Source organism: Kitasatospora sp. NPDC057542 (genome assembly GCF_042801945.1).
In the GTDB taxonomy this organism is placed as follows: Bacteria; Actinomycetota; Actinomycetes; order Streptomycetales; family Streptomycetaceae; genus Kitasatospora.
The window spans coordinates 1-19,551 of record NZ_JBHVFE010000059.1 but is presented as its reverse complement, the minus strand read 5'-3'; the positions used below and the strand labels follow the sequence as shown (position 1 = coordinate 19,551).

The window sequence follows — 19,551 nt, the reverse complement described above, 5'->3', positions numbered from 1 at the left end:
CGCCTGGAGAGCTGCCCGAGCGGCCTAAGGGAACAGTCTTGAAAACTGTCGTGGCGTGACCCGTCACCGTGGGTTCGAATCCCACGCTCTCCGCTGGTGAGGAACACCCAGCTCAGGGCGGGTATCGGCAGCAAGCCGATACCCGCCCTTTTCGATTCCGTCCCGGGCTGTCCCACCCGTGTGCCGGGTCAGGTCAGCGTGTGTGGGCCAGCTGTGGGCCAGATTCGTGGCCTACTCCCCGCCGTACTCCTGGTCGAGGAACCGCTCGATCAGGGTGTTGGACCGGTCCTTCCGGCCGTCGAGCACCTTGGCGTAGAACTTGAAGAGCACCGTGATGCTGTGTCCGGCCCGGTGAGCAACCTCCGCTGGGTCGACGCCGGCCGCCAGCCACCCGGACACGCAGGTGGCCCGGAGGCTGTACGGCACCTCGGCGAACGGTGTGTCTACTTGTGCGGGGGTGAGCGCCAGCTCTCTGGCCTTCTTCCAGACTTCCGAGGTCTCCTTGGTGCTGACCAGCCCACCCTCGGCGGCCTGGAACAGGCGCCCGTCGAGGCCAAGCCCGAACTCGTCCACGTGCTCCCGCAGCAGCCCGACGAACACCGGAGGGATCGGGATCTCCCGAGTGGCCTTACGGGGCCGGTGCTTCAAGCCGCGTTCTTCATGGGACTGCCCGTCGTCGGTCCACCGCGAGCCGACCCGGGGCGAGCTACCGGGGGCCACGATGAGGCCCCACCCCGTTTTCGGGAGCGTGCAGTCGGCCAAGCGGAGGTGAGCAACCTCGGCCGGACGCATGGCGGCCCAGTTGATGCAGCCGTAGTACGTGGCCAGGTGGCGCCCGCGCAGGCCGAGCGCCCGGACCGCTTCGATCAGTTCCCGTGCCTGTCGCGGTGCCGGAACGTACCGGAAGTCGATCTCGTCATCCGTCTCCGGTGGCTCCCACTTCACGGACTTCAACGGGTTCGCCGTAAGGAGTTTCCGCTCGATCGCGTACCCGATCGCGCCGCTGAGGGTGGAGTACTTGCGCCTGATCGTGTTGTCCGCCGCCCGCCCGCCGTCCAGCTTGAGGGTGATGGCCGTCAGGGCCTCCCGGAGGGTGTCCGACTCCTCCAACTGTGAGACAGGCACCGACTTTCGGGCGAGCCAACCGAGCGCTTCCGCGAACTTCTCCGGGATCTCGCCCCGGTGCTCAGAGAAGTTGAACGCCCAGCACGAAAGGGCCCTCCGCAACTCGGCCGCCGGCGGTGCCCCACGGTGGTCCGTCACGAGCGCCGGAGTGATCGTGGCCAGCCCATCCGCCCGCGCGGCACGTTCCTTTGCGGACGATCCCGACCACGTGACCTTGGCGTACTTTTTCGCGTGCTCGAACCAGGATTCCTGCTTCTGCTGTCGCATCAGCTCGCGCAGTTCGGAGGCGGGCAAGCCGGTCTCGACGTCGAACTGCTCGCCGTCCTTCATCGCGGTGCGGAGTTCGGCCAGCCTGCCGGTGGCAAGGGTCTTGGTGACGTAGCTCTTCGAGTGGGGCTTCGACCCGACCTTCCAGCGCAGCTCGAACGGCTTTTTCCGGTTGGGCCGTTGACGGATGGTGTACAGCTTCACGTCGTACGTCAGCACGTGCTCTCCAAATGACGGAGCCCCGGCGTTGGCCGGGGCTCCTAAGTGCTTCAGCGGTCGGTTTTCAGGCGGCGGAGGACTGCTCCTGCGCGGCCCACCAGGCGTCGAGGGCGCTACGCCGGATGCGCAGCTGGCCGTTGGGGAGCTTCATGGTCTTGGGTCCCTTCCCCAAGGCGACCATCCGGTAGTACGCGGAACGGGACATGTCGATCTCTTCGAGGACAGCAGCGAGCTTGAGCTTCGGGTCGGTCTTGGACACGTGCTCCTCCGGGATCCTTTTTTTGGGGCTTCGCCCCTTCCCCCTGCGGGATCCGCTACTGCCGCTACTACCGCTACCTGCCTGGTCAGGGGCATGTTTTTGGTAGCGGATTGGGTAGCGGTAGCGGATTGGTGCCGCTCCTGCCGGGTGGGCGGGAGCGGCGGTCGGCCTACGGCGCGGCGGCGGCCGGGGTGGCGGGTAGCGGGTCGGTATCCGCTACCTCGGGCGTATCCGCTACCGGAAACAGGGCCCTGACCTGCGCGGTAGCGGCAGTAGCGGTGGTAGCGGCTTCCTGGGGGCGAGGCTGGCGGGGCGGGCAGTACCGCAGCCATGCGTCGGCGAGGTCGGCGGCGTAGTAGCCCTTGGCACTGCTCTTGGGGCCGGTCTTGATGTTGCGCGGCTTGATGGGGTCGTTGTCGGCCTTGACGTAGTCGCAGAGCATCTTGGCGAGGGCGCGGGCGGTGATGGGCTTGCCGTCGAGGTCGGCCCACGGGGCGTCGTCGAGTTCGGCGAGCTTGCTGAGCAGGTCGGCGCTGAGCATGCGCTCGGCGCCGTCGAAGATGGTGCGCAGGTCGGTCAGGAGGCGGATGCCGACGGAGCCCTTGTCGTTGGCCTTGGCGGCGGTGACGAGCTGGACGCAGGCGGCGCGGGCGCGCTTGGGCCAGTGGCCGCCGGCGGCGTCGGCGACGGCAAGCAGGGGTTCCCATACGTCGGCGGGCCGGTCGCTGATGCCCTCGGGCAGTTCGGGCCAGGCGCCTTCGAGCTTCTGGCGGACGCTGTTGGCCCAGGTGGCGAGGCGTTCGCGCAGGGCGTGGCCCTCGGCCTTGTGGATGCGCTCGCGGTAGGGCTCGACCTTCTCGTTGGGGGCACGGCGGCGCATCCGGATGATGACGGATCGGCTCATGATGGTGTCGGGCAGGTCGCCGAGGCCGCCCATCGCGAGGGCGGCGTAGACAGGGAAGGGCTGGACGGTCTGGGTGTTGCCGTCGCCGACGCAGCGCAGGACGACGCCGGATCGGCGGTGGCCGGAGTTGATGAGGCCGCGCAGGTCTTCGTTGCCGGCGGCCTTGGGGCCGAAGGTGGTGTCGATCTCGTCGAACAGCACGGTGGGCCGGGCGTCGGGGTCGCAGACGGACCGGAACAGGGCAGCCGGGGAGACGTCGGTGGTGAGCATCGGGCGCGGGGTGAGCGTCTCGATGATCTCCAGGGCCCGGGTCTTACCGGATCCGGGTTCCGGGGAGAGGAACGCGATGCGCGGGGTGGACTCGAAGCAGTCGAGCAGGTGACTGTGGGCGTCCCACAGCACGACGGCGGTGTACGCGGCCTCGGACGGGAAGACGTTGAAGCGGCGGTGGAAGGCTTCGACGGCGTCGAGCACGGCGGCGCCGTCGTCGGTGTCGGTGGTGACGGGCGGGGTGGGATCGGTCATGCTGGCCTCTCCAGTTCTGTTGGGGCTGGTTGGGAGCGGGCCGCCGGTCTTTGGTCGGATGGGCGGCCCGCTTTGGGCACGTCAGGCGGCCTGAGCGCCGGCGGTGGTGAAGCCGCGGTCGACGGCGCGGGTGGCGTAGTCGTGGGGGACACCGACGTTGACGGCGGCGTTGATGAGCTGCTGGGCGATGGTGTCGAGGCCGCAGGGGCCGGGGCATCGGGTGTGTTGGGCGGCGAGGAAGCGGGCGACTCCGAAGGCCTGCGATCCGGCGCCGCTCTTCCGGCAGGCCGCGATTTTGTCGAGGCCGCGTTGCAGGCCGGTGTGGATGAAGCGCTCGGTGTGGCGGCACCCGTGGCCCACGGTGCGGGTCCAGGTCGGCGAGGGCGAAGAGGCCACCCGCGCCCCGCTCGGCGGCGGGGTGGCCTCTTCCTTGACCACTAGGGCGCGGACGGTGTCGGGCAGCGGTGCCATGGTGCCGGTGCCGTAGCCGAGCCAACGTGCGTACGCCATGGTCGATTTGACGTCCACGCCAGGGCGGACCCTATTGGCGGAGAGCATGGCGCCCCGATAGACCCAGTGCTCGCCCCGGGTGCTCGGCACGGTCAGTGTCGGGGGCAGGGCGGTCCGGGCCCAGGTGACGGCGTCAGCGCTGTCGAGGTCGACCACGGTCAGCCCGGCGCCGCCCGGGTGGTAGGCCACCGCCTCTGCCTCCCGCCACGCCCGCAGCCACGGCGGGCTGGTCAGGACCGCGGGATCGGTGGTGGCGGCGGCCCACGCGTGGCACGGCGCCGGGCAGGCACACGTGCCCGGGTCCTTCATGTTCGGCCGGCCGCCGCAGGCGTTGTCCTTACAGGCCGGGCAGTTGCCGACCGGGCGTTTCCCGGCCCGCAGTGGCAGCACCGGAAGGCCGAGTCGGGGCAGTTCGAGGGCGAGTTGCAGGGATGAGGTCACGCCGGTCTCCAGACGTCGGCGGGGGCTGCTCCGCGAGGTGCTGTTCGGCGCAGACCTTGTGCGCGGGCCTGCGCTGCTCGTCGCGAAGCGGGGTGGGACGACCGCACCAGCGGCACGGGAGGGTGCGGCTGCGGTCGAAGTGGTGGGCGTCGCGCCAGTCCAGGACGGTCGCCACGACGGTGGTCCTACGCGGCCCGAGCGACGGGTGCGGCGCCGAGTTGGGCGGCGGCCTGTCGGCCGATCAGCCGCGTGTAGTCCGGGGGGATGGCCTCGGCGATCTCGCGTCGGACGGTGGTCCAGTGGATGCCCATGGCGTCCTGCCACTCGGGCACGCTGCCCTTGCCGCCGCCGTTGCCGTAGACCTGGAAGTACCGGCCCTCGTCGGGGCTGACGTACCGGCCGTGTCGGTAGCCGATGGTCAGGCCCCGGTGCGGGACGTGCTGCGGCTGGTCGAGCAGCAGCCCGCCGCCGGCCTCGAAGTTGCGGTGCCTGAGCACCCGTCGGCCGAACATCTCCCCGCACAGGGTGAGGTCGATCCTCATCCTGCGGGAGGCGCGGCCGGGGGGCTGCTCGATGACGTACGGGCGGCCGGTGGACTCCAGCGCTTCGCGAGTTGGTTCGAGCAGGTCCGCGTATCGGTCGCGGCGGGCGGCGTTGGTTCCTGCGGTCAAGGTGCAGTCGAACTGGCAGGGTGGCCCGGCGGAGATCAGGTCGAACCGGCGGCCGTGGGCGGTGATGATCTCGACCGCGTCGCCTTGCAGGAACGGAAAGGGGTAGTTCGGCTGGGGCAGGATGTCGACGCCGACGACGTCGAACCCGGCCAGCCAGAACCCCATGCCGGCGCCGCCGATGTTGCAGTAGGCGTCCAGCACGGTCATGCCGTTCCACGGCCGGACGGGCAACCACTCGGCCGCCGGGCGGAGGGGCGGGGACAGCTCCGGGGCGCTCACCGGGCACCGCCGAGCAGGTCAGCGACGAGCGGGGTGAGGTGAGCGTTGGCGTACTCGGCGAGGGCGCCGGGGCCCCGATGGTGGGAGAGGTACTGCTCGGCGATCCACTGGCTGTATGCAGGTGGGACGGCCTGGCGCCCCTCCTCTTTGCTCATCCACGTGCAGCCCATGGCGTCGGCGTAGGCCCGCTCTGCCTTGTGTGCGAACGGCAGCAGGCCCTTGTGGTGCCAGCAGGGCGGGAGGAGGTCACCACCGCCTCCCCAAGACGTCTCGAAGACGCGGTGACGGCGGACGTTGAGGCCTAGCTGGCTGCCGCAGAGCAGGTAGTCGGGGCGGAGCGTGCCGTCCCAACTGGCCTCGGGCACGTTCTCGATGACCCACGGGCGGCCGATGGTCTTCATGAGGGCCTTGCCGGGGGTGATCAGGTCGGGGTGGTCGTTGCGGTTGCCGCGCCAAGCGGTGACGCGGGCCTTGTTCTGGCAGGGCCATGAGGCGTGGATGAGGTCGAAGTCCTGGCCGTGCTTGGCGACGTAGTCGAGGGCGTCGGCCTGGTGGAACTCGAAGGGGTAGTTGGGCATGGGCTTGTGGTCGACGCCGACGACGTTGAAGCCAGCGAGGTAGTAGCCCATGGAGAGGCCGCCGGCGCCGCAGCAGGCGTCGAGGACGGTGAGGCCGTTCCAGGGGCGGGCGGGCAGCCAGTCGGCGGCCGGGCGGGCGTTGTCCAACGTGGCGCGGTCCAAGTCGGGCATGCTGGTCCCATCTCTGATGAGGGACGCGCGAAGCCCCGCACCAACCGCCTGTCTTGGCGGATCGCCGGTTGGTGCGGGGCTTCGTGCTGTGCGGCAGCGGGTCTGCCGGTCCCCCGCGCCGTCCGGGCCCTGCCGCTGGCTGCGGCGGTGGTCCGGGCGGCACGGCCGGTCGGGCAGGCGCTCGGTGCGGCTAGAACGGCGGCTCGGCGGAGTACACGGGCTCGGTCCAGCCCAGCCAGCGGTGCGCGGCCCAGCGCGGGACGGGCAGCAGGCGGCGGGTGTGTCCGGGATCCCAACAGGCGCAGTGGATGTACTCGGGGCCTTCGTACTCGACTTCCTCGGCCCAGCTGCCGATGCCGTCGCAGTCGAAGCACTTCGGGTCGGGGGTGTCGGTCAGGTGGATCGCGGGGCGGGGCCAGGTGGCGTAGCGCAGGCGGAGACGAGCCATGAAGTTCTCCCAGGTCAGCGGTTGCGGTTGGTGACGTTGACGCTCACGTTCACGGCGCCCTGCCCGCCCCGGCCGCCCGCTCCGCCGCCGTTCTTGAGCAGGTAGAGGAAGCCGAGGGCGGCGACGAGCAGGGCGAGGCCGGTAGTGGCGGCGGCGAGGGTCTGGAGCAGGAAGCCGAGGCCGAGTCCGCCGGCGCCGATGCCGATGCCGCCGGCGAGCAGGCGGGCGGGCCACGGGTCGCGCACCGGGTGCTGCTCGGCGGTCTGCTGCTGTGCGGGCGGGGTGGGCAGGTAGACCACGGTCGGGGCGAGCGACTGCGTGGGTACCGGGGCCGGGGTGTGGGCCTGGTAGAGGGCGGGCGGGTTGGTGAGCGGGGCGGGGGCGGCGTAGTAGGGGGTGCCGTCGGGGCCGTAGGCCACGGGGGCGGGCGCGGGCTGAAAGGGCGTGGTCACGGGGCTTCTCCTTCTGGTCAGTGGAGGGATCCGGCTGCGGCGGCGATGGTGGCGATGAGGTGGTCTATGGCGGTGTGGAGGCCGGTGGAGGCGAGGGCGTAGCCGAAGAGGGCGGCGGTGACGGCGGATCCGAGGCGCAGGTAGTGGTGGCGCATGAGGAAGAAGAGGGCGATGCCGCTGACGGCGGTGAGGGAGACGGAGACGATCACGGGCGCACTCCATGGGTGAGGTGTGGGCGGTGCGTGAGGTGTGCGGCTGGCCGGGGTCAGCGCAGGCTGCTGAGGGCGTTGCGGATGCTGCCGAGCTTCACGGGGCGTCCGCCGTCGGCGTTGACGGCTTCGAGCAGGGCGTGGGCGTCCATGTCGCCGTCGGCGGCTTCCAGAGCGGCTTGGACGCGGTCGGCGACGGTGAGCCGTGCGGTGGTCTGCGGGCGGGTGGGTCCGGCCGGTGTGCTGCTGCGGGACCGGCGGCCGCCCTCGTCCCCGTCGGTGTCGGGCGGGGGGAAGGCGGCGTTGTAGGCGGCGGCGCCGTCGAGCTTGTCGGCGTAGGCCTGGCCTGCGACGGGCCAGGACGCCTTTTCCAGGACGGCGTGCGGGTCGTCGCCGTACAGCGCGAGCATCTCGGGGTCCAGGCCCTCGGTGGGAGTCGTGGAGCCGACGCGGAAGAACCGCATCTTGGCGCCGGGGTAGGGGCCGGAAAGGTGGTAGCCGGTGCCCTGGGTGCCGGGGCGGTCGTCGGCGGCCTCCGTCTCGAATTGGGAGACCAGCCGGGTGGCTCCGGCCTTCTTCGGGATCGGGGCGAGTTTCTGGCCGGCGGGCAGCAGGCCGTCGGCGACGAGCGTCTGCATCATGCTCGACGTCCAGCGCAGCAGCAGCACTTCGCCTTCTTTGAGCATGGCGCGCATCGTGTCCGAGCCTCCGAGCTCGTCGAGGTGCCCGGCCTGCGCGAACAGGGCGATGCCGACGCCCAGGGAGCGGCCGGTGCGGCCGATGTCCTTGATGTAGAAGGTGGCCAGGTCCCGGTAAGGGGCGCCCTTCTCCAGCAACCTGTTGGCTTCGTCGATGACGACGTAGAGCAGCGGGTCGGGGCGGTCGCGCAGGAACTTGGAGCGGCCGGCCGCGGCGTACCGGGCGGCGCGCTCGCGCATGACGCACCAGGTGGCGTGCAGCTGGGCCATGACGCCCTCTTGCGAGTACACCGCCCAGTCGACGTTGCCGCGTGCTTCGGGGGCGGACTGGCCCTCTTTCAGGTCGCCGTAGAAGGTGGTGATCCCGGAGCGTTTCATCGCGGCGAGGATGATCTGGCCGCCGGTGGACTTCCCGGCACCGGTGGTGCCGAACAGCAGCAGGCGCTGGGCCGATCCGGAGGCCGGGTCGTAGAGCTGGACGTGAACCTTGCGGCCGTTGTGGTAGCTGCCGATCCAGATCCGGCCGCGCTCGTCCATGACCAGCGCCTCGGGGCTGGGCAGGTGGACGTCGGCGAGCGGGTCGGTGGGGTAGATGGTGACCAGGGCCTGGCTGCCCATGGCTTCGATGGCGAGGCGGGAGGGGTCGTCGATGCGCATGGCGTCGGCGAGGCGTTCGGGGTCGTAGGTGATGATGTCGCCGGGCGGCGCTTCGAGGGTGAGTTCGTAGATGCGGCTCACGCGTCGATCTCCCGCCCGGTGTCGGTGTCGACGACCCGGAGACCGGTGATGACCGTGCCGGGCATGCCCTTGGGGGCGATGTGCTGGGCCCAGTGTGCGTACATGTCGGCGGCGTCCTGCGGCGCGCGGCCGACGGTGAGGCGGCGGACCCCGGCGCCCCGGCCGGGCATCTTCGTGACGGTGATCTCCTCCTCGTCCCAGTCGATCAGGGCGGACAGGCGGGTGGTGGAGATCGTGGGGACCGGGGTGCCGTGGTGGGCGGAGCGGATGACGGCCCTCATGGACTGCGGGCCGGTCTGCTCGATGTGCTCCAGGACCGTGCCGGGGGCGACGCCCCCGTCGATGGCGGCGTGCTCGGACCACCAGGCGGCGAGCGGGTGCCGGTCGGTGGCCTGCTCCAGGCCGGTCGGCGCGTCCTGCTGGGCCTGCTCGACGGCCTCGGGGGTGAGGGAGGGTTCGCGGCCGGCCAGGACGCGGGCCATGCGGGCCGGGCGGATGAGCCATACGGCCGCAGCCCAGGCGGCGCCGGCCGCCAGTTCCCACCAGTGCACGCCCGGGACCAGGCGCTCGACGACGAGTAGCCCGGCCATCGTGACGGCCGGGGTGAGGTAGAGGGCGGTGGCGGTGTCCCGGACAGGGTCCTTGGGGAGGGTGGCGGACCAGGCGAGGCCGTAGGCGATTGCGGCTCCGGCGCCGCCGGCCGTGGCGGGGAGGAAGTCGGTGGTGAACGCGCCGGTCGCCAGGCCTGCGGTGCCGGTGAGGGTGGCGGCGCGGCCGAGGTGGCTGCGGGCGGTGGCGACACGCCCGCGGATCGGGCCGAGGGACATCATCAGCGTGCTCTCCTTCGCGTTCCGTGGGTGGGCGGGCGAAGGGGCGGCGGCGCTGCCGACGGGGCGGCGCCGCCGCCCCGTTCGGGTCAGCGGTTGCTGTAGAAGGTCCGGTCGGCCATCTCGACGGGCATGGCGTCGGCGGCCTCGGCGACCGACCCGTAGTCGGCTTCGTGCTCGGCGGCGGTGGCGTGGAACGCGGTGGACAGGTCGGCGAGGTCGGCGGCCATGGCCTCGGCCTCTTCCAGGACCGAGCGCATGACGGCGGCGGCGTCGTGGTGCTCGGCGACGGTGTCGCGGTCGACGGCCAGCGCGGCGGCCTGGTCGGCGAGGCGGTCCACCGAGGCGGCGCACTTCTCGACGTACTTGTAGGCGCTGGTGACCACGTCGGCCACCAGGGCCAACTTCACGCCGGTCGTGGTGAGCTGGGCGATGACGATGCCGTAGCGCACGGCCTCGGTGAGGGCGCTGCCGACGGTGGCGAGGGCCAAACCGACCCTGCCCGGGGCGCCGTCCCGGTCGGACGGCGCGGTGGACGTGGTGAGCGGCTGACTGCTGGTGACCTGCTCGGAGCTGGTGCTGTCGGACACGGGTCCTCCTACTCGTTGTGGTAGTCGCGCTCGGCGGGTGCGGTGTGGCCGGCGTCGCGCACGGCGTCCGCCAGCGGCTTGTGACGGGCGGCGGCGTTGTCGCCGGCGGTCGTGATGGCCTCGGCGGCGGCCGGGATCTTCTCCGCGATCGCCTCGGCGCGGGCCTTGACCTGCGCGGTCTTCTCGATCAGCTTGGCGACGGCGGTCGCCAGGATGCCGGGCACCTTCAGCGCGAGGACCTTGGTGTGCAGCATCTCCAGCTGCTCAGCGAGTTCCTCGCAGTCGGCGGCGGCCTGCTTGGCCTCGGCGGCGCCCTGGGTGATCTCCTCGCCCATGTCGGCGTCCGCCTCGATGACGTCGTAGATCGTCAGCTCGGCGTCGGCGTACTGCGTGCCGTGCGCGGCGCGCGGCAGGGGAATGCTCACGGACTGTCCTCCAACAGGCCTCGGTGGTGGTGGAGATGGGGGTTGGGCGGTGCCCGGCCGGGCGTGGGCCGAGCGGTGCGGCGCACGGGGCAGCGCTGCCTGGCCCCGGCCGAGGGCGGCGGGCGGACCGGGCTTGCGGGGGCCGCCGTCGGCGCGCTCGACCGTGATCGTCTCGCCCTCGGTCCAGGCCCAGCCCGGCGGCGGAGCGAACCCGTCGCCCGCGCCAGCGGCCGAACCGGCGGGCCGGGTGGCCTCTTCAGCCCACGGACTCCGGAACCGGCGGAACCGCCACCGGGCCCGTTGCGCGCGCTGCCACCAGCGGTCATCCCGACGGTGGCGACGTTCGCGGCTGGAACGGCCCTGCCCGGGGCGGCTTCGCCAGGGCCTGGCCCCGGTCGCGCCGCCCGGTGTCACCAACCGCCGCTTCCGGCGCGGGCGCTTCGGCGGCTTCACCCTGTGCCCCCTCGACGAACCGCCGTCCGGCTTCGGGCCGGGCGTGGCGTCGGGCCGGGCGGCGAGGTCGGTGCCAGGCGGCCCGGCCGGCGAGGCCCCGCCCTTCGGATCAGTGGCTCCGTCGGTGGCGTCGGGTTTGGGCTTGCGGCCGTTGAGAATCCGGTCGGCGGCCCGGGCCCGTAGCGCCGCACGGATCGTCGTCGGCGTCGAGCCGGACGGGGACTTGTGGGCGCCGGTCGGCTTCCACGAACCGCTGGTGATGCGGTCGGCGACCCGGCGGCCGGCGGCCCCCCGGATCGTGTCCGGCCCGGCCGGGGACCGCTCCGGCTTGGCCGGGCGATCCTTGGGGCCGTGGGTGATGCGGTCGGCCATCCGGCGACGGGCCGCGCCCCGGATCGTGTCCGGCGCGGCGGGCTGACGCAACGAACGCCCCGCCGACCGGTCCCGACCCCGGTCCCGGTTTCGGTCCGGGGAGGTGGAAGAGGCCACCCCGCCCCCGCCCGGATTCCCCCCGCCGGAAAGGCGATTCTGGCGACCCGTCGGCCCGGAGGCCTCCAGGGCCCTTCTGCGGGCCTCCCGTACCCGATCCGGCCCCGGACTGCCACCGCCGCCCGACGGGCCGTCAGAACGGCCGTGGCGAGGCTTCTCGGGCGCCCTGCGGTCCGACGGGCCGCCCGGGGCGGTGGGGCTCTGGCGGAACGTCGCTGGGACCTGCGGGCCGGTACGGGGCGGATTCGACGCCGAATGGCGCATGCTCCGCCCGAATTCCGGACCGGACTGCACCCGGCCCCGGGGCGCCGCCCCGGAAAAGGCGGTCCGGGAATCCACAGCCTGTGGATTCCCGGATGCGACGGAGGATGGCCGCTGCCGCTCCACCGTTTTCTGGTGTTCGGCGCGGGCTTTCATGTAGGCGACGAAATGGGCGGCGCCCCGCAGGGCGGCCACGGTGATCCCGGCCATCATGACCGCCGACATGGCGGTCACATTCGCCGGGCCGCCGTTTTCGGCGGGCGGCCCGGCCGGTGCGGCGTATTCGCTTTCGCGGGAAAGCTCGGGGTTGTCGGGGATCGACAGGGACGCGGGCGGGGCCAGGTCGGTGGCGAGCGGGGCCAGCACCGGAGGGCCGTCGGGCGGCCGGTCCTCGGCCACGACCCCCGGCACCGTCAGCCGGGGGAACCCGAGCACGGTCCCCCCGTCGTTGTCGGCCATCGGGCCTCCAATCGGGATGTCACGCTCCGTCACGCATCCGGGGGTCCTTCGCGCGTACGCGTGCACGCGTACGTGGGACCCCCGGATTCACGGAGCAGAGTGATGATGATGAGCGCGAAGCGTCACCAAGGGGGCGCGTGTCAGGACGCGGCGTGCTGCTGGGTCCAGGCGCTGAGCATCCGCACCAGATCGGCCCACGCCTCCTCGTTGGTGCCGGCCAGCGTGCGGGCCAGGTCCCATAGCTCCCGCGCCCGGTCCGCGTTCGTCGTCGTCGCCGCCAGGCGCTTCTGCCAGTAGGCGACCTGACCCGGGGAAAGCGGCATCAAGCACTCTCCTTCAGGAAGTCGAGGAACGCCGGAGCCTGCTTCTCTCCGGAATTCCCGTCCGCCTTCCCGGAAAGCGCGGAAGAAATCCCGTGAAGGGTCGCGGCGGTGTTCACCGCGTCCGCGCTCCGGGCCGTCTGGAGACCGGCCTTACGGTCCTTCTCCAGGGCTTTCTCGGCGGCGCGGGCCGCACGCTTCTTCGGCGCCTCGACGAACCGGCGGTTGTATTCGGCGTCGAGCTTTCCGGCGGCGTTCACCGCCTCCCGCAGGTGCCGTTCCAGATTGGCGAGCGGCCGGGTCGCGAAGTAGGCGCGCACGCGCGGCTGGAACAGCCTGTCGCCGTCGATGCGCACCGACTCCAGGTCCGCGCGGTACTCGCGCAGCAGGGCCTGGACCTCATCGGCCATCTGCCGCAGCCGCTCGCGCTGCTGGGCGGCGTAGATGGCCGTGCCGCCCGGGGCCGTCAAGTGGTCCGACGTCCACCTGCTCGTGCTGGTCATGGTGTTCCTCCCTTTTCGGGCTCGTTTCGGGTGGCGGCGGGTCAAGCCGAGGCGACGAGCGCCGCAGCGGTCTCGAAGGCGTGGTGCCAGGCCTGGTCGAGCAGGTAGCCGGACTGGGGGTCGCGCTGGAGCCAGCCGCCGCTGCCGGTGGCGTGGGCGAGGCGGACGACGCCGTGGGGCTCGGGGTCCCGCCAGTGGCCGCCCTGCCGGTCGGCGACGTAGTGGGTGGCCGCGCTGAGCGCGAGCGCGGCGGTCACCGGGCCGGGCCGCAGGCGGATGCCGAGCAGGCGGGCGCCGCCGAGCAGTGCGGCGGCCTGAACGGCGGTGTAGGTGGCGACGTGGGCGGCGCAGGCCCGGCGGCCGGCCGCTCCGAGGTTGCCCTTGGTGGTGGCCTGGTGGTCGGTCTGGATCCAGTGGTCGGCGACGTCCGCCGCCGACCGCAGCAGGGCGTAGACGGCGGCGAACCGGGCGGCTCGGATGCTGGTCATGGTGTCTCCGTTCCTGGTCAGGCGGTGTAGCCGAGCTCGGTGGGGTCGGCGCCGTCACGGATGGCGGCGGCGTCGGCGCGCATGTCGCGGGCCTGGGTGCGCAGGATGTGGGCGGCCTCGCGGGCCACGCTGCGGTCCCACGGGCTGTTGGCCGGGTCGGCGACGAAGACATCGGCGGAGTCGGCGGCCTCGGCCTTGTCGGCGGCGCCCCGGTCGAGGGCGTCGGCGAGGGCGGTGGCGTCCGAGGTGGTCCAGCTCATGTGGAAGCTCCTGTCAGCGGTCGACGACGGGCTTGCCGAGGTCGCGGTGGCCGAGGTGGACGGTGATGCCGGTCTTGCCGAGTCGCTTGGCCAGGGCCATGGCCACGGTGGGGGCGCGGTGGCGGCCGCCCGCACAGCCGACCGCGATGGTCAGCGGCGACTCGGCAGGGCCGGCGTCGTAGGCGTCGGCCAACAGCGCGGCGGCGGCGATCAACTCACGGATGCCCGGGGTGGCGAGCACGGCCCGGCGGACGGGCAGGTCGTGGGCGGTGAGGCTGCGCAGGGCCGGGTCGACGTGCGGGTCGCGGAAGTGGCGCCGCAGGTCGAGGGTCAGGTGCGCCTCGGGCGGGGCGTCGTGGAGGTAGCCGAACGAGACGACGCTGATCTCGGTGACGGACATGTCCGGGCCCCTCAGCGCTGGTTCTTGCGGCCGGAGACGGTGCAGGCGGTGACGTCGAGACAGCCGGTGCCGCTCAGGTCGATGTTGCCGGAGACCGTGCGGACGGACAGGCGGCCGGTGGCGCGGGTGCCGGCGGTGATGCGGACGTCGCCGCCGACCGTGTTGACGGTGGTGGCGTGGCCCTCGTGGACGGCGATGCGCACGTCACCGGAGGTGGACCAGATCTCGGCGTCGGCGCCGATGCGCTGGGCGAAGACGTCGCCGGAGACCGTGGTGACCGTCAGGACGTCCACGGAGTCGACGTGCACGTCGCCGGAGGTGGAGGTGATGGCCAGGAGGCGGAGGTGGCCGGTGGCGGTGAGGTCGGCGGAGAGGGTCTTGAGGGCCATGCCGAGGGCGGCGGGCGGCAGGAGCACGGTCGCGGTGACCGGGCTGACGCCGGCGTGGTGGATGCCGCCGCCGGCGACGATCCGGCCGTTGACGATCGTCATCCCGGTGACGTTCCCGGTGACGACGGACTGGGTCACGAGCGTGCGCCCGCTGCGGGTGGTGACGGTGATGCCGCTGTCGACGTGGGGGACGTCGATGTTCAGGGTGTTGCGGTTCTCCGACATCCGGGCCTGGTTGACGGCGTCGGCGGCCGGGCCGTGGTCGTCGTCGGTGGTGAGCAGGACCGTGATGGCCGTGGCGTCGGGGTGGGTGAAGACGCGGACGTCGCCGGTCGGCAGATCGAGGGCGAGCTTGTCGGCGTGGGTGGCGCGGAAGGTGCGAGCGGTGCTCATAGCAGATCTCCCCTGAGGTCAGGCGGCGAGCGGGGCGTGGTCGGCGCAGGTCAGGCAGGTGCCGAGGTGCGCGGGCAGGACGTAGCCGGCGTCCTGCCCGCAGGCGGGGCAGGTGCGGCGGGCGGCGTTGACCTTGGCGAGGGCGGCGGCCCGGGCGGGGGTCATCGGCCGCACGGGCTTGGCCAGGGTGAGGCGGTAGAGGTAGGCGGGGCGGGTACCGCCGTAGCGGGAGCGCCACATGACCTGCGCAGCGACGTCCTGGCCTCCGGGGCGTAGGCCCTTGGCGCGGAGCTGGCGGCGGGTGAAGAGGCCACGCGGCGCCATGCGCCACGGGTAGGTGGGTGTGCCGCCGTGTCGGGCCCCGTCGGGGTCCCAGTGGCGGGGGCGGCTCACCGCTCGGCGTCCGGGCCGAGCCGGTAGAAGCCGTGCAGCTCGATGGGGACGCCGCTGTAGGCGCCGGCGACGGTCAGCCAGGCCGTGTTGCCGCGGTGCCCCTGGTCGACGGCGGAGGGGGCGAGGCCGAGGGCGGTCCGCCACTGTTCGAAGTGGTCGAGGCGGTCGTGCAGGGCGACGTGCAGCCCCCACGTCCACTCGTACGTGCCGGGCACCTGCATCGGGTTCAGGCGGATATTCGGCGCCGGCAGGTTCGGGTGGGAGGTGAGGAGGGCGAGCAGGGCGCCGGCGGCGTTCACCTGCTCGCCGGCCAGGACGGTGGTGTCGGTGGTGGTGGTCACGATGCCTGCTCCTCGGCGCGCGGCGCGGTGGTCTCTTCGGTGGTGGCGGGGACGGCGTGCAGGGCGGGTCGCTCCGGGCGGGCCGAGCGCAGTTCCTGGTAGCGGGCGGCGACCCATCCGACGGACCAGCCGGTCAGGTCGACCGCCTTGCGCTGCGGGATGGTGAGCTTCACGCAGGTCTGGATCTTCAGCCGGGCCTCGTCCTCGGGCAGACGCTCGTCCACGGCCGGCGCGGCAAGGAGTTCCTGCCGCAGCCGCTCGACCTCGCGCTCGGCGTCCTGCTCACGCTCACGCTCACGGCGCTCACGCTCGCTCACCTCGCGCTCACGGCGCTCACGCTCACGCCGCTCGGCGTCCACCCGGCCCTGCTGTTCCTCCCGGACAGCGGCATCGCGGCGGGCCCGTTCCTCGCGTTCCTCGCGAGCCATCCGCTCCTCGTGCTCACGCTGCTCGCGGATCATCTGCTGCTCGTGCTCACGGCGCTCACGCTCGCGCTGGTCGGCCCGCTCCTGCTCGGCCTGCCGGTCTTCGCGTTCCTGCCGACGGCGTTCCTCGGCGCGGCGCTCGCGCTCGGCTCGCTCATTGCGCTCACGGGCTTCACGGGTGGCCAGTGCGGCGGCGATCGCCCGCCGGTAGGCGAGCGAGGTCTCCGCCGTGACGATCAGCAGCAGCGGTGCCACCGCGTGGACCGCCACCCCGACTTTGTCGTGGTCCAGGGCGGACTGACCCACGTTGAGCAGCACCGTCATGAGGCCGGTCATCCAACGCAGCACGACCGGCCACCGGCCGCCGTCGCCGTCGAGTCGGGCAAGCGTGCTGTCCATGCGGACCACGATCACCACCGCCGCGTCCACGACCAGGGGCAGGATCGGGGCCGTCCACTCCCAGCCGTCGGGGGTGTGGTGGGACATCAGCGGGGTCACCGTGAGCACGCTGTAGAGGACCGCGCCGAGCGTGATCGTCCACGTGCCCACGGCCAACGCGCGCTCGGCCGAACGGATCTGGTCCGGGCTCATCCGCAGCTTCACCGCGACCACCGCCGGGTGCGCGGTGAGCGCGTCGTGAGCACGGTGAGCATCGGGGCGTTCATCAGTGAGCACCCCCGGCCGCGCGGCGCTCGCGGGCGGCGAGCTTGCGGCGGCGCTCGCTCACGCTCCACCGCTCGGCGGCGTTCAGCCCGCCGAAGACGCCGTGCTTCTCGCGCCGTTCCAGGGCCAGCTCCAGGCACATCGTGCGGACCGGGCACCCGGCGCAGATCATCTTTGCCCGGCGCTCGGCCCACTCGGCCGCCGCGCGAGCAACCTCGATGTCCTCGGCGTCCTCGTCGACCTCCGGGAAGAACAGGTTGGTGTCGACGCCGGCGCAGGCGGCGCCGCGCAGGTCGCCGTCGCCGTCCGGGCGGTACTCGGCGAGCACGATGGCCGCCGGGCGGGCGACCAGGTGCGGGGTGCGGGTCGCACCGTTGATGAGGGTGTGGAGCTGGGTCATCACGCGGCCGCCTTCCAGGTCAGCACCCGGCGGCGCTCGGCAGTGCGCATCAGCGCGGACGCGAACCGGGCCGTCGGCCCGTCCAGGTCCCGCAGGATGTCCCGCGCGGCGTCGAGCCGGACCCGCCGGTCCTCGGCGGTCTCGTCCTCGCTGCCAGTGAACAGCTCGGCGTCGATGCCGACGCCGAGCGCGAGTTCTGCGAACTCGTCCGGCGTCACGGCGTCCTGGCCTGCGACAATCAGTTTCATGGGTCGTGTTCCTTCACTCGGACGGCCCTGAGCGGTCCCGGTGTTCCCGCACCGGGACCGCAGCCGTGTTGGGGACGGACGATCGACGAGCGTCCGCGCGGACCCGACGTACCTCCGCCGAGGCGGCGGGACGCCGGGAACCGTGATCGCTGGTCGATGCCTCACCGGCAGATGGCCCGGCGAGGCGACCTATGTCTCTTGCGGTCGATCGGGTTCATCGGGGCACCTCCTTCGGTCGAGCGGGCAGGGAAACTCACTGCAAGGGGGGCCACGCCCCCACTCTCCGGCCGTTGCTCGCGGTCGCCGGGCCACCTCGCCAGTCAGGGCCGGACCTTGCCGAACCCCTATCCCCTGGCCTTTGCGGAGATTGCAGCGTCCTCCGCCTCAGCTCACAGACGTGCCATCAAGGCGTTGTTGCACGAGCCTTGAGATGCATCTGCGCAGGTCAAGCAAGCCCCGAAGTCATGTTGAGGTCCTGTCCTCAACTCCTCTTTAGGAGCTGGAATGACTATGACGGGTTCTCAGGAAGTCGTCAACTCCTCTTGAGGACTTATCCTGGGCGAGTCACGCACCGATGGACGGCGGAGGCCACCATGGCGAAGAGGTACGAGCGCATCGCAGACGCGCTACGGGAAGAGATCCGTGCAGGTCGGCTCAAGCCCGGCAACAGGCTTCCGGCAGAAACGGCACTGGCGGACCAGCACGGAACAAGCGTGCCGACCGTGCGGCAGGCGGTCGGTGTCTTGGAGGCGGAAGGGCTAGTCGAGCGGCAGCATGGCCGGGGGACGTTCGTCCGAAAGGAGCCAACCAGGATCGTCCGGGACGGCGCGCGTCACCAGTGGGAGAAAGATCGAGCCCGGCAGCCCGAATCGGAGCGGCGCTCGACCGGTGCGACGGAGCGAGACACCGGTCTGACCATCGACGACTTGGTCTTTGAGGCCAAGTACGCACAGGTGTCAGCGCCAGCCGAGCTTGCGGAGGAGTTCGGTGTACCTGAAGGCACGATGCTGCTTCGCAGGACGTACCGAACCAGGTACCGGGAGGAGCGAACGCCGCTCAACCGCGCGGAGTCCTACCTGGTGCTCGACATGGTCGCCGGCAACCCTGACCTGTTGCGTGACGATCAGGAACCATGGCCCGGGGGAACTCAAAACCAGCTCTGGACCGTCGGGATCGAACTGGACCGGATTGTGGAGTCGTTCCGGGCCCGGCCGCCCACGCCGGAAGAGGCGGAGGAGTTGGGCCTGTCGGCGGGCGTGTCGGTGATCATCTGCCGAAAGGTCAGCATCGACATTAACGACCGAGTGGTCGAGGTGTCCGACGTGGTCCTGCCGGGCGATCGTGCAGAACTGACCTTCACGAGCAAGCTGACAAGGTGGTGAGCATGACCAACATCCTGACCGTCATCACGGCGGTGCATGGCCCGTCGGCGCCGTTCTTGGCCGACGCCTACAAGTCGCTTGTAGATCAGCAGCTCCCCGAAGGGTGGAGCTGGCAGTGGGTGATTCAGGAGGATGGGGAGACGGGCGCGGTGGCGCCGCACGTCCCCGAAGACCCCCGGATCAGCTTCGGTCAGGGGCGCCATGGGCGCGCTGGGGTTGCCAGGACTCTGGCGCTGTCTCGGGCGGAAGGAGAGTTCGTCAAGGTCTTGGATGCCGACGACATGCTGACCCCGGGCACATTGGCTCGCGATCTGGCTGCGTTGGGGAACCCGGGCATCTGCTGGAGTACGTCCCGGGTGCTCGACCTTCTGCCGGACGGCTCCACCGTCGGATTCGACCAGGATCCGCCGGAAGGTCCGATTGAGCGCGGTGCCGTGCTTGAGCACTGGAAGGCCCACGACTTCCGAGCCCAAGTGCACCCCGCGACGCTGTGCGTTCGGAGGGACCTTCTCCTGGCACTCGGAGGCTGGATGGCGCTTCCAGCGTCCGAGGACACCGGCCTTCTGCTCGCTCTGAATGCGGTGAGCCAAGGATGGTTCAGCGCAGAGACGGGCCTTCTGTACCGCAAGTGGCCGGGGCAGAGCACCAGTCAGCCCGCGCATGGACAAGGGGAGGAGCGGTCGGCTCGCATGGCCGTAATCGAGGCGCGGGCGCGCGCCCTCTCGGCGCTCGACGGGTGGCGAGTTGAAAGCTGAACCTGATCGTGGGCCAGGTGTGGGCCATGGCTCGCCAACGGCGGCGTTGATACGGTGTTGCCCCTGGTCAGGGCCAGTGCGGACGGCGCGACGGAATTGTTCTTGAAAACTGTCGTGGCGTGACCCGTCACCGTGGGTTCGAATCCCACGCTCTCCGCTGGTGAGGAACACCCAGCTCAGGGCGGGTATCGGC

Annotated in this window: 26 protein-coding genes and 1 tRNA gene; 3 read left to right on the top strand and 24 right to left on the bottom strand. The window is 71.7% G+C overall.

What is annotated here, in order from left to right; genetic code table 11:
• Positions 1-5 precede the first annotated feature (5 nt).
• A tRNA-Ser gene (locus ACFU7Y_RS10735) sits at positions 6-93 on the top strand.
• A 138-nt stretch (positions 94-231) separates the two neighbouring features.
• Here the strand turns inward: ACFU7Y_RS10735 and ACFU7Y_RS10730 are convergent.
• The 24 genes from ACFU7Y_RS10730 to ACFU7Y_RS10615 all read right to left on the bottom strand — a co-directional run bounded on the left by ACFU7Y_RS10730 (position 232) and on the right by ACFU7Y_RS10615 (position 17,221).
• On the bottom strand, positions 232-1,611 hold the full coding sequence (locus tag ACFU7Y_RS10730; protein ID WP_380767425.1) for a tyrosine-type recombinase/integrase: 1,380 nt from the start codon (positions 1,609-1,611) through the stop codon (positions 232-234).
• A 64-nt stretch (positions 1,612-1,675) separates the two neighbouring features.
• Positions 1,676-1,870, bottom strand: coding sequence for a helix-turn-helix transcriptional regulator (locus ACFU7Y_RS10725; protein WP_380767423.1), 195 nt, complete (start codon positions 1,868-1,870; stop codon positions 1,676-1,678).
• Between the two features lie 169 nt (positions 1,871-2,039).
• Complete coding sequence (locus tag ACFU7Y_RS10720) at positions 2,040-3,299, bottom strand: DUF3631 domain-containing protein (RefSeq protein ID WP_380767421.1); 1,260 nt, start codon at positions 3,297-3,299, stop codon at positions 2,040-2,042.
• Between the two features lie 81 nt (positions 3,300-3,380).
• On the bottom strand, positions 3,381-4,250 hold the full coding sequence (locus tag ACFU7Y_RS10715; protein ID WP_380767419.1) for a DNA primase: 870 nt from the start codon (positions 4,248-4,250) through the stop codon (positions 3,381-3,383).
• Between the two features lie 185 nt (positions 4,251-4,435).
• Entirely contained in the window at positions 4,436-5,128 is a 693-nt protein-coding gene (locus tag ACFU7Y_RS10710) for a DNA methylase (protein WP_380767418.1), read from the bottom strand.
• 68 nt (positions 5,129-5,196) lie between these two features.
• Positions 5,197-5,949: a DNA cytosine methyltransferase gene (locus ACFU7Y_RS10705; RefSeq protein WP_380767416.1), complete on the bottom strand. Its 753-nt coding sequence runs from the start codon at positions 5,947-5,949 to the stop codon at positions 5,197-5,199.
• 190 nt (positions 5,950-6,139) lie between these two features.
• Positions 6,140-6,397, bottom strand: coding sequence for a hypothetical protein (locus tag ACFU7Y_RS10700; protein WP_380767414.1), 258 nt, complete (start codon positions 6,395-6,397; stop codon positions 6,140-6,142).
• A gap of 14 nt (positions 6,398-6,411) precedes the next feature.
• A complete protein-coding gene (locus ACFU7Y_RS10695) occupies positions 6,412-6,849 on the bottom strand; it encodes a hypothetical protein (RefSeq protein WP_380767412.1) in 438 nt (145 codons plus the stop codon).
• A 17-nt stretch (positions 6,850-6,866) separates the two neighbouring features.
• On the bottom strand, positions 6,867-7,058 hold the full coding sequence (locus tag ACFU7Y_RS10690) for a hypothetical protein (RefSeq protein ID WP_380767411.1): 192 nt from the start codon (positions 7,056-7,058) through the stop codon (positions 6,867-6,869).
• 56 nt (positions 7,059-7,114) lie between these two features.
• Positions 7,115-8,494: a transfer protein gene (locus ACFU7Y_RS10685; RefSeq protein ID WP_380767409.1), complete on the bottom strand. Its 1,380-nt coding sequence runs from the start codon at positions 8,492-8,494 to the stop codon at positions 7,115-7,117.
• Positions 8,491-9,324, bottom strand: a complete 834-nt coding sequence (locus tag ACFU7Y_RS10680; RefSeq protein ID WP_380767407.1) for a hypothetical protein — start codon at positions 9,322-9,324, stop codon at positions 8,491-8,493. The genes ACFU7Y_RS10685 and ACFU7Y_RS10680 overlap by 4 nt, the downstream gene beginning before the upstream one ends.
• Before the next feature lie 86 nt (positions 9,325-9,410).
• On the bottom strand, positions 9,411-9,911 hold the full coding sequence (locus ACFU7Y_RS10675; RefSeq protein ID WP_380767405.1) for a hypothetical protein: 501 nt from the start codon (positions 9,909-9,911) through the stop codon (positions 9,411-9,413).
• 8 nt (positions 9,912-9,919) lie between these two features.
• Complete coding sequence (locus ACFU7Y_RS10670) at positions 9,920-10,336, bottom strand: hypothetical protein (RefSeq protein ID WP_380767403.1); 417 nt, start codon at positions 10,334-10,336, stop codon at positions 9,920-9,922.
• 1,802 nt (positions 10,337-12,138) lie between these two features.
• Positions 12,139-12,321, bottom strand: a complete 183-nt coding sequence (locus ACFU7Y_RS10665; RefSeq protein ID WP_380767402.1) for a hypothetical protein — start codon at positions 12,319-12,321, stop codon at positions 12,139-12,141.
• Positions 12,321-12,821, bottom strand: coding sequence for a hypothetical protein (locus ACFU7Y_RS10660; RefSeq protein ID WP_380767400.1), 501 nt, complete (start codon positions 12,819-12,821; stop codon positions 12,321-12,323). Before ACFU7Y_RS10660 ends, ACFU7Y_RS10665 begins: the two co-directional genes overlap by 1 nt.
• A gap of 41 nt (positions 12,822-12,862) precedes the next feature.
• Positions 12,863-13,309: a hypothetical protein gene (locus ACFU7Y_RS10655; protein WP_380767398.1), complete on the bottom strand. Its 447-nt coding sequence runs from the start codon at positions 13,307-13,309 to the stop codon at positions 12,863-12,865.
• Between the two features lie 17 nt (positions 13,310-13,326).
• Positions 13,327-13,569, bottom strand: a complete 243-nt coding sequence (locus tag ACFU7Y_RS10650; protein ID WP_380767396.1) for a hypothetical protein — start codon at positions 13,567-13,569, stop codon at positions 13,327-13,329.
• A 13-nt stretch (positions 13,570-13,582) separates the two neighbouring features.
• Positions 13,583-13,969, bottom strand: a complete 387-nt coding sequence (locus ACFU7Y_RS10645; protein ID WP_380767395.1) for an ATPase — start codon at positions 13,967-13,969, stop codon at positions 13,583-13,585.
• 11 nt (positions 13,970-13,980) lie between these two features.
• Positions 13,981-14,751, bottom strand: a complete 771-nt coding sequence (locus ACFU7Y_RS10640) for a DUF4097 family beta strand repeat-containing protein (protein ID WP_380767394.1) — start codon at positions 14,749-14,751, stop codon at positions 13,981-13,983.
• 18 nt (positions 14,752-14,769) lie between these two features.
• Positions 14,770-15,144, bottom strand: coding sequence for an RRQRL motif-containing zinc-binding protein (locus ACFU7Y_RS10635; protein WP_380767393.1), 375 nt, complete (start codon positions 15,142-15,144; stop codon positions 14,770-14,772).
• The gene (locus tag ACFU7Y_RS10630; protein WP_380767391.1) at positions 15,141-15,485 is read right to left on the bottom strand and encodes a hypothetical protein; all 345 of its coding nucleotides are present in this window, start codon (positions 15,483-15,485) and stop codon (positions 15,141-15,143) included. Before ACFU7Y_RS10630 ends, ACFU7Y_RS10635 begins: the two co-directional genes overlap by 4 nt.
• Positions 15,482-16,501 (bottom strand): DUF2637 domain-containing protein, encoded by a 1,020-nt coding sequence (locus ACFU7Y_RS10625; protein WP_380767430.1) that lies wholly within the window; start codon positions 16,499-16,501, stop codon positions 15,482-15,484. The genes ACFU7Y_RS10630 and ACFU7Y_RS10625 overlap by 4 nt, the downstream gene beginning before the upstream one ends.
• 73 nt (positions 16,502-16,574) lie before the next feature.
• Positions 16,575-16,973, bottom strand: a complete 399-nt coding sequence (locus ACFU7Y_RS10620) for a WhiB family transcriptional regulator (RefSeq protein ID WP_380767389.1) — start codon at positions 16,971-16,973, stop codon at positions 16,575-16,577.
• Positions 16,973-17,221, bottom strand: coding sequence for a hypothetical protein (locus tag ACFU7Y_RS10615; protein ID WP_380767387.1), 249 nt, complete (start codon positions 17,219-17,221; stop codon positions 16,973-16,975). Before ACFU7Y_RS10615 ends, ACFU7Y_RS10620 begins: the two co-directional genes overlap by 1 nt.
• 593 nt (positions 17,222-17,814) lie before the next feature.
• Between ACFU7Y_RS10615 and ACFU7Y_RS10610 the strand changes: the two genes are divergently transcribed.
• Both ACFU7Y_RS10610 and ACFU7Y_RS10605 read left to right on the top strand, forming a co-directional pair.
• Positions 17,815-18,603, top strand: coding sequence for a GntR family transcriptional regulator (locus tag ACFU7Y_RS10610; protein ID WP_380767385.1), 789 nt, complete (start codon positions 17,815-17,817; stop codon positions 18,601-18,603).
• Between the two features lie 2 nt (positions 18,604-18,605).
• Positions 18,606-19,358: a glycosyltransferase gene (locus ACFU7Y_RS10605; protein ID WP_380767383.1), complete on the top strand. Its 753-nt coding sequence runs from the start codon at positions 18,606-18,608 to the stop codon at positions 19,356-19,358.
• Positions 19,359-19,551: the final 193 nt, after the last annotated feature.

Bases quoted from the DNA above. Each gene is read 5' to 3' on its own strand.
- ACFU7Y_RS10640 (WP_380767394.1), bottom strand. From the start codon at position 14,751: ATGAGCACCGCTCGCACCTTCCGCGCCACCCACGCCGACAAGCTCGCC.
- ACFU7Y_RS10620 (WP_380767389.1), bottom strand. From the start codon at position 16,973: ATGACCCAGCTCCACACCCTCATCAACGGTGCGACCCGCACCCCGCAC.
- ACFU7Y_RS10615 (WP_380767387.1), bottom strand. From the start codon at position 17,221: ATGAAACTGATTGTCGCAGGCCAGGACGCCGTGACGCCGGACGAGTTC.
- ACFU7Y_RS10705 (WP_380767416.1), bottom strand. From the start codon at position 5,949: ATGCCCGACTTGGACCGCGCCACGTTGGACAACGCCCGCCCGGCCGCC.
- ACFU7Y_RS10680 (WP_380767407.1), bottom strand. From the start codon at position 9,324: ATGATGTCCCTCGGCCCGATCCGCGGGCGTGTCGCCACCGCCCGCAGC.
- ACFU7Y_RS10645 (WP_380767395.1), bottom strand. From the start codon at position 13,969: ATGTCCGTCACCGAGATCAGCGTCGTCTCGTTCGGCTACCTCCACGAC.
- ACFU7Y_RS10710 (WP_380767418.1), bottom strand. From the start codon at position 5,128: ATGACCGTGCTGGACGCCTACTGCAACATCGGCGGCGCCGGCATGGGG.
- ACFU7Y_RS10700 (WP_380767414.1), bottom strand. From the start codon at position 6,397: ATGGCTCGTCTCCGCCTGCGCTACGCCACCTGGCCCCGCCCCGCGATC.
- ACFU7Y_RS10655 (WP_380767398.1), bottom strand. From the start codon at position 13,309: ATGACCAGCATCCGAGCCGCCCGGTTCGCCGCCGTCTACGCCCTGCTG.
- ACFU7Y_RS10665 (WP_380767402.1), bottom strand. From the start codon at position 12,321: ATGCCGCTTTCCCCGGGTCAGGTCGCCTACTGGCAGAAGCGCCTGGCG.
- ACFU7Y_RS10625 (WP_380767430.1), bottom strand. From the start codon at position 16,501: ATGAGCCCGGACCAGATCCGTTCGGCCGAGCGCGCGTTGGCCGTGGGC.
- ACFU7Y_RS10650 (WP_380767396.1), bottom strand. From the start codon at position 13,569: ATGAGCTGGACCACCTCGGACGCCACCGCCCTCGCCGACGCCCTCGAC.
- ACFU7Y_RS10660 (WP_380767400.1), bottom strand. From the start codon at position 12,821: ATGACCAGCACGAGCAGGTGGACGTCGGACCACTTGACGGCCCCGGGC.
- ACFU7Y_RS10610 (WP_380767385.1), top strand. From the start codon at position 17,815: ATGGCGAAGAGGTACGAGCGCATCGCAGACGCGCTACGGGAAGAGATC.
- ACFU7Y_RS10605 (WP_380767383.1), top strand. From the start codon at position 18,606: ATGACCAACATCCTGACCGTCATCACGGCGGTGCATGGCCCGTCGGCG.
- ACFU7Y_RS10720 (WP_380767421.1), bottom strand. From the start codon at position 3,299: ATGACCGATCCCACCCCGCCCGTCACCACCGACACCGACGACGGCGCC.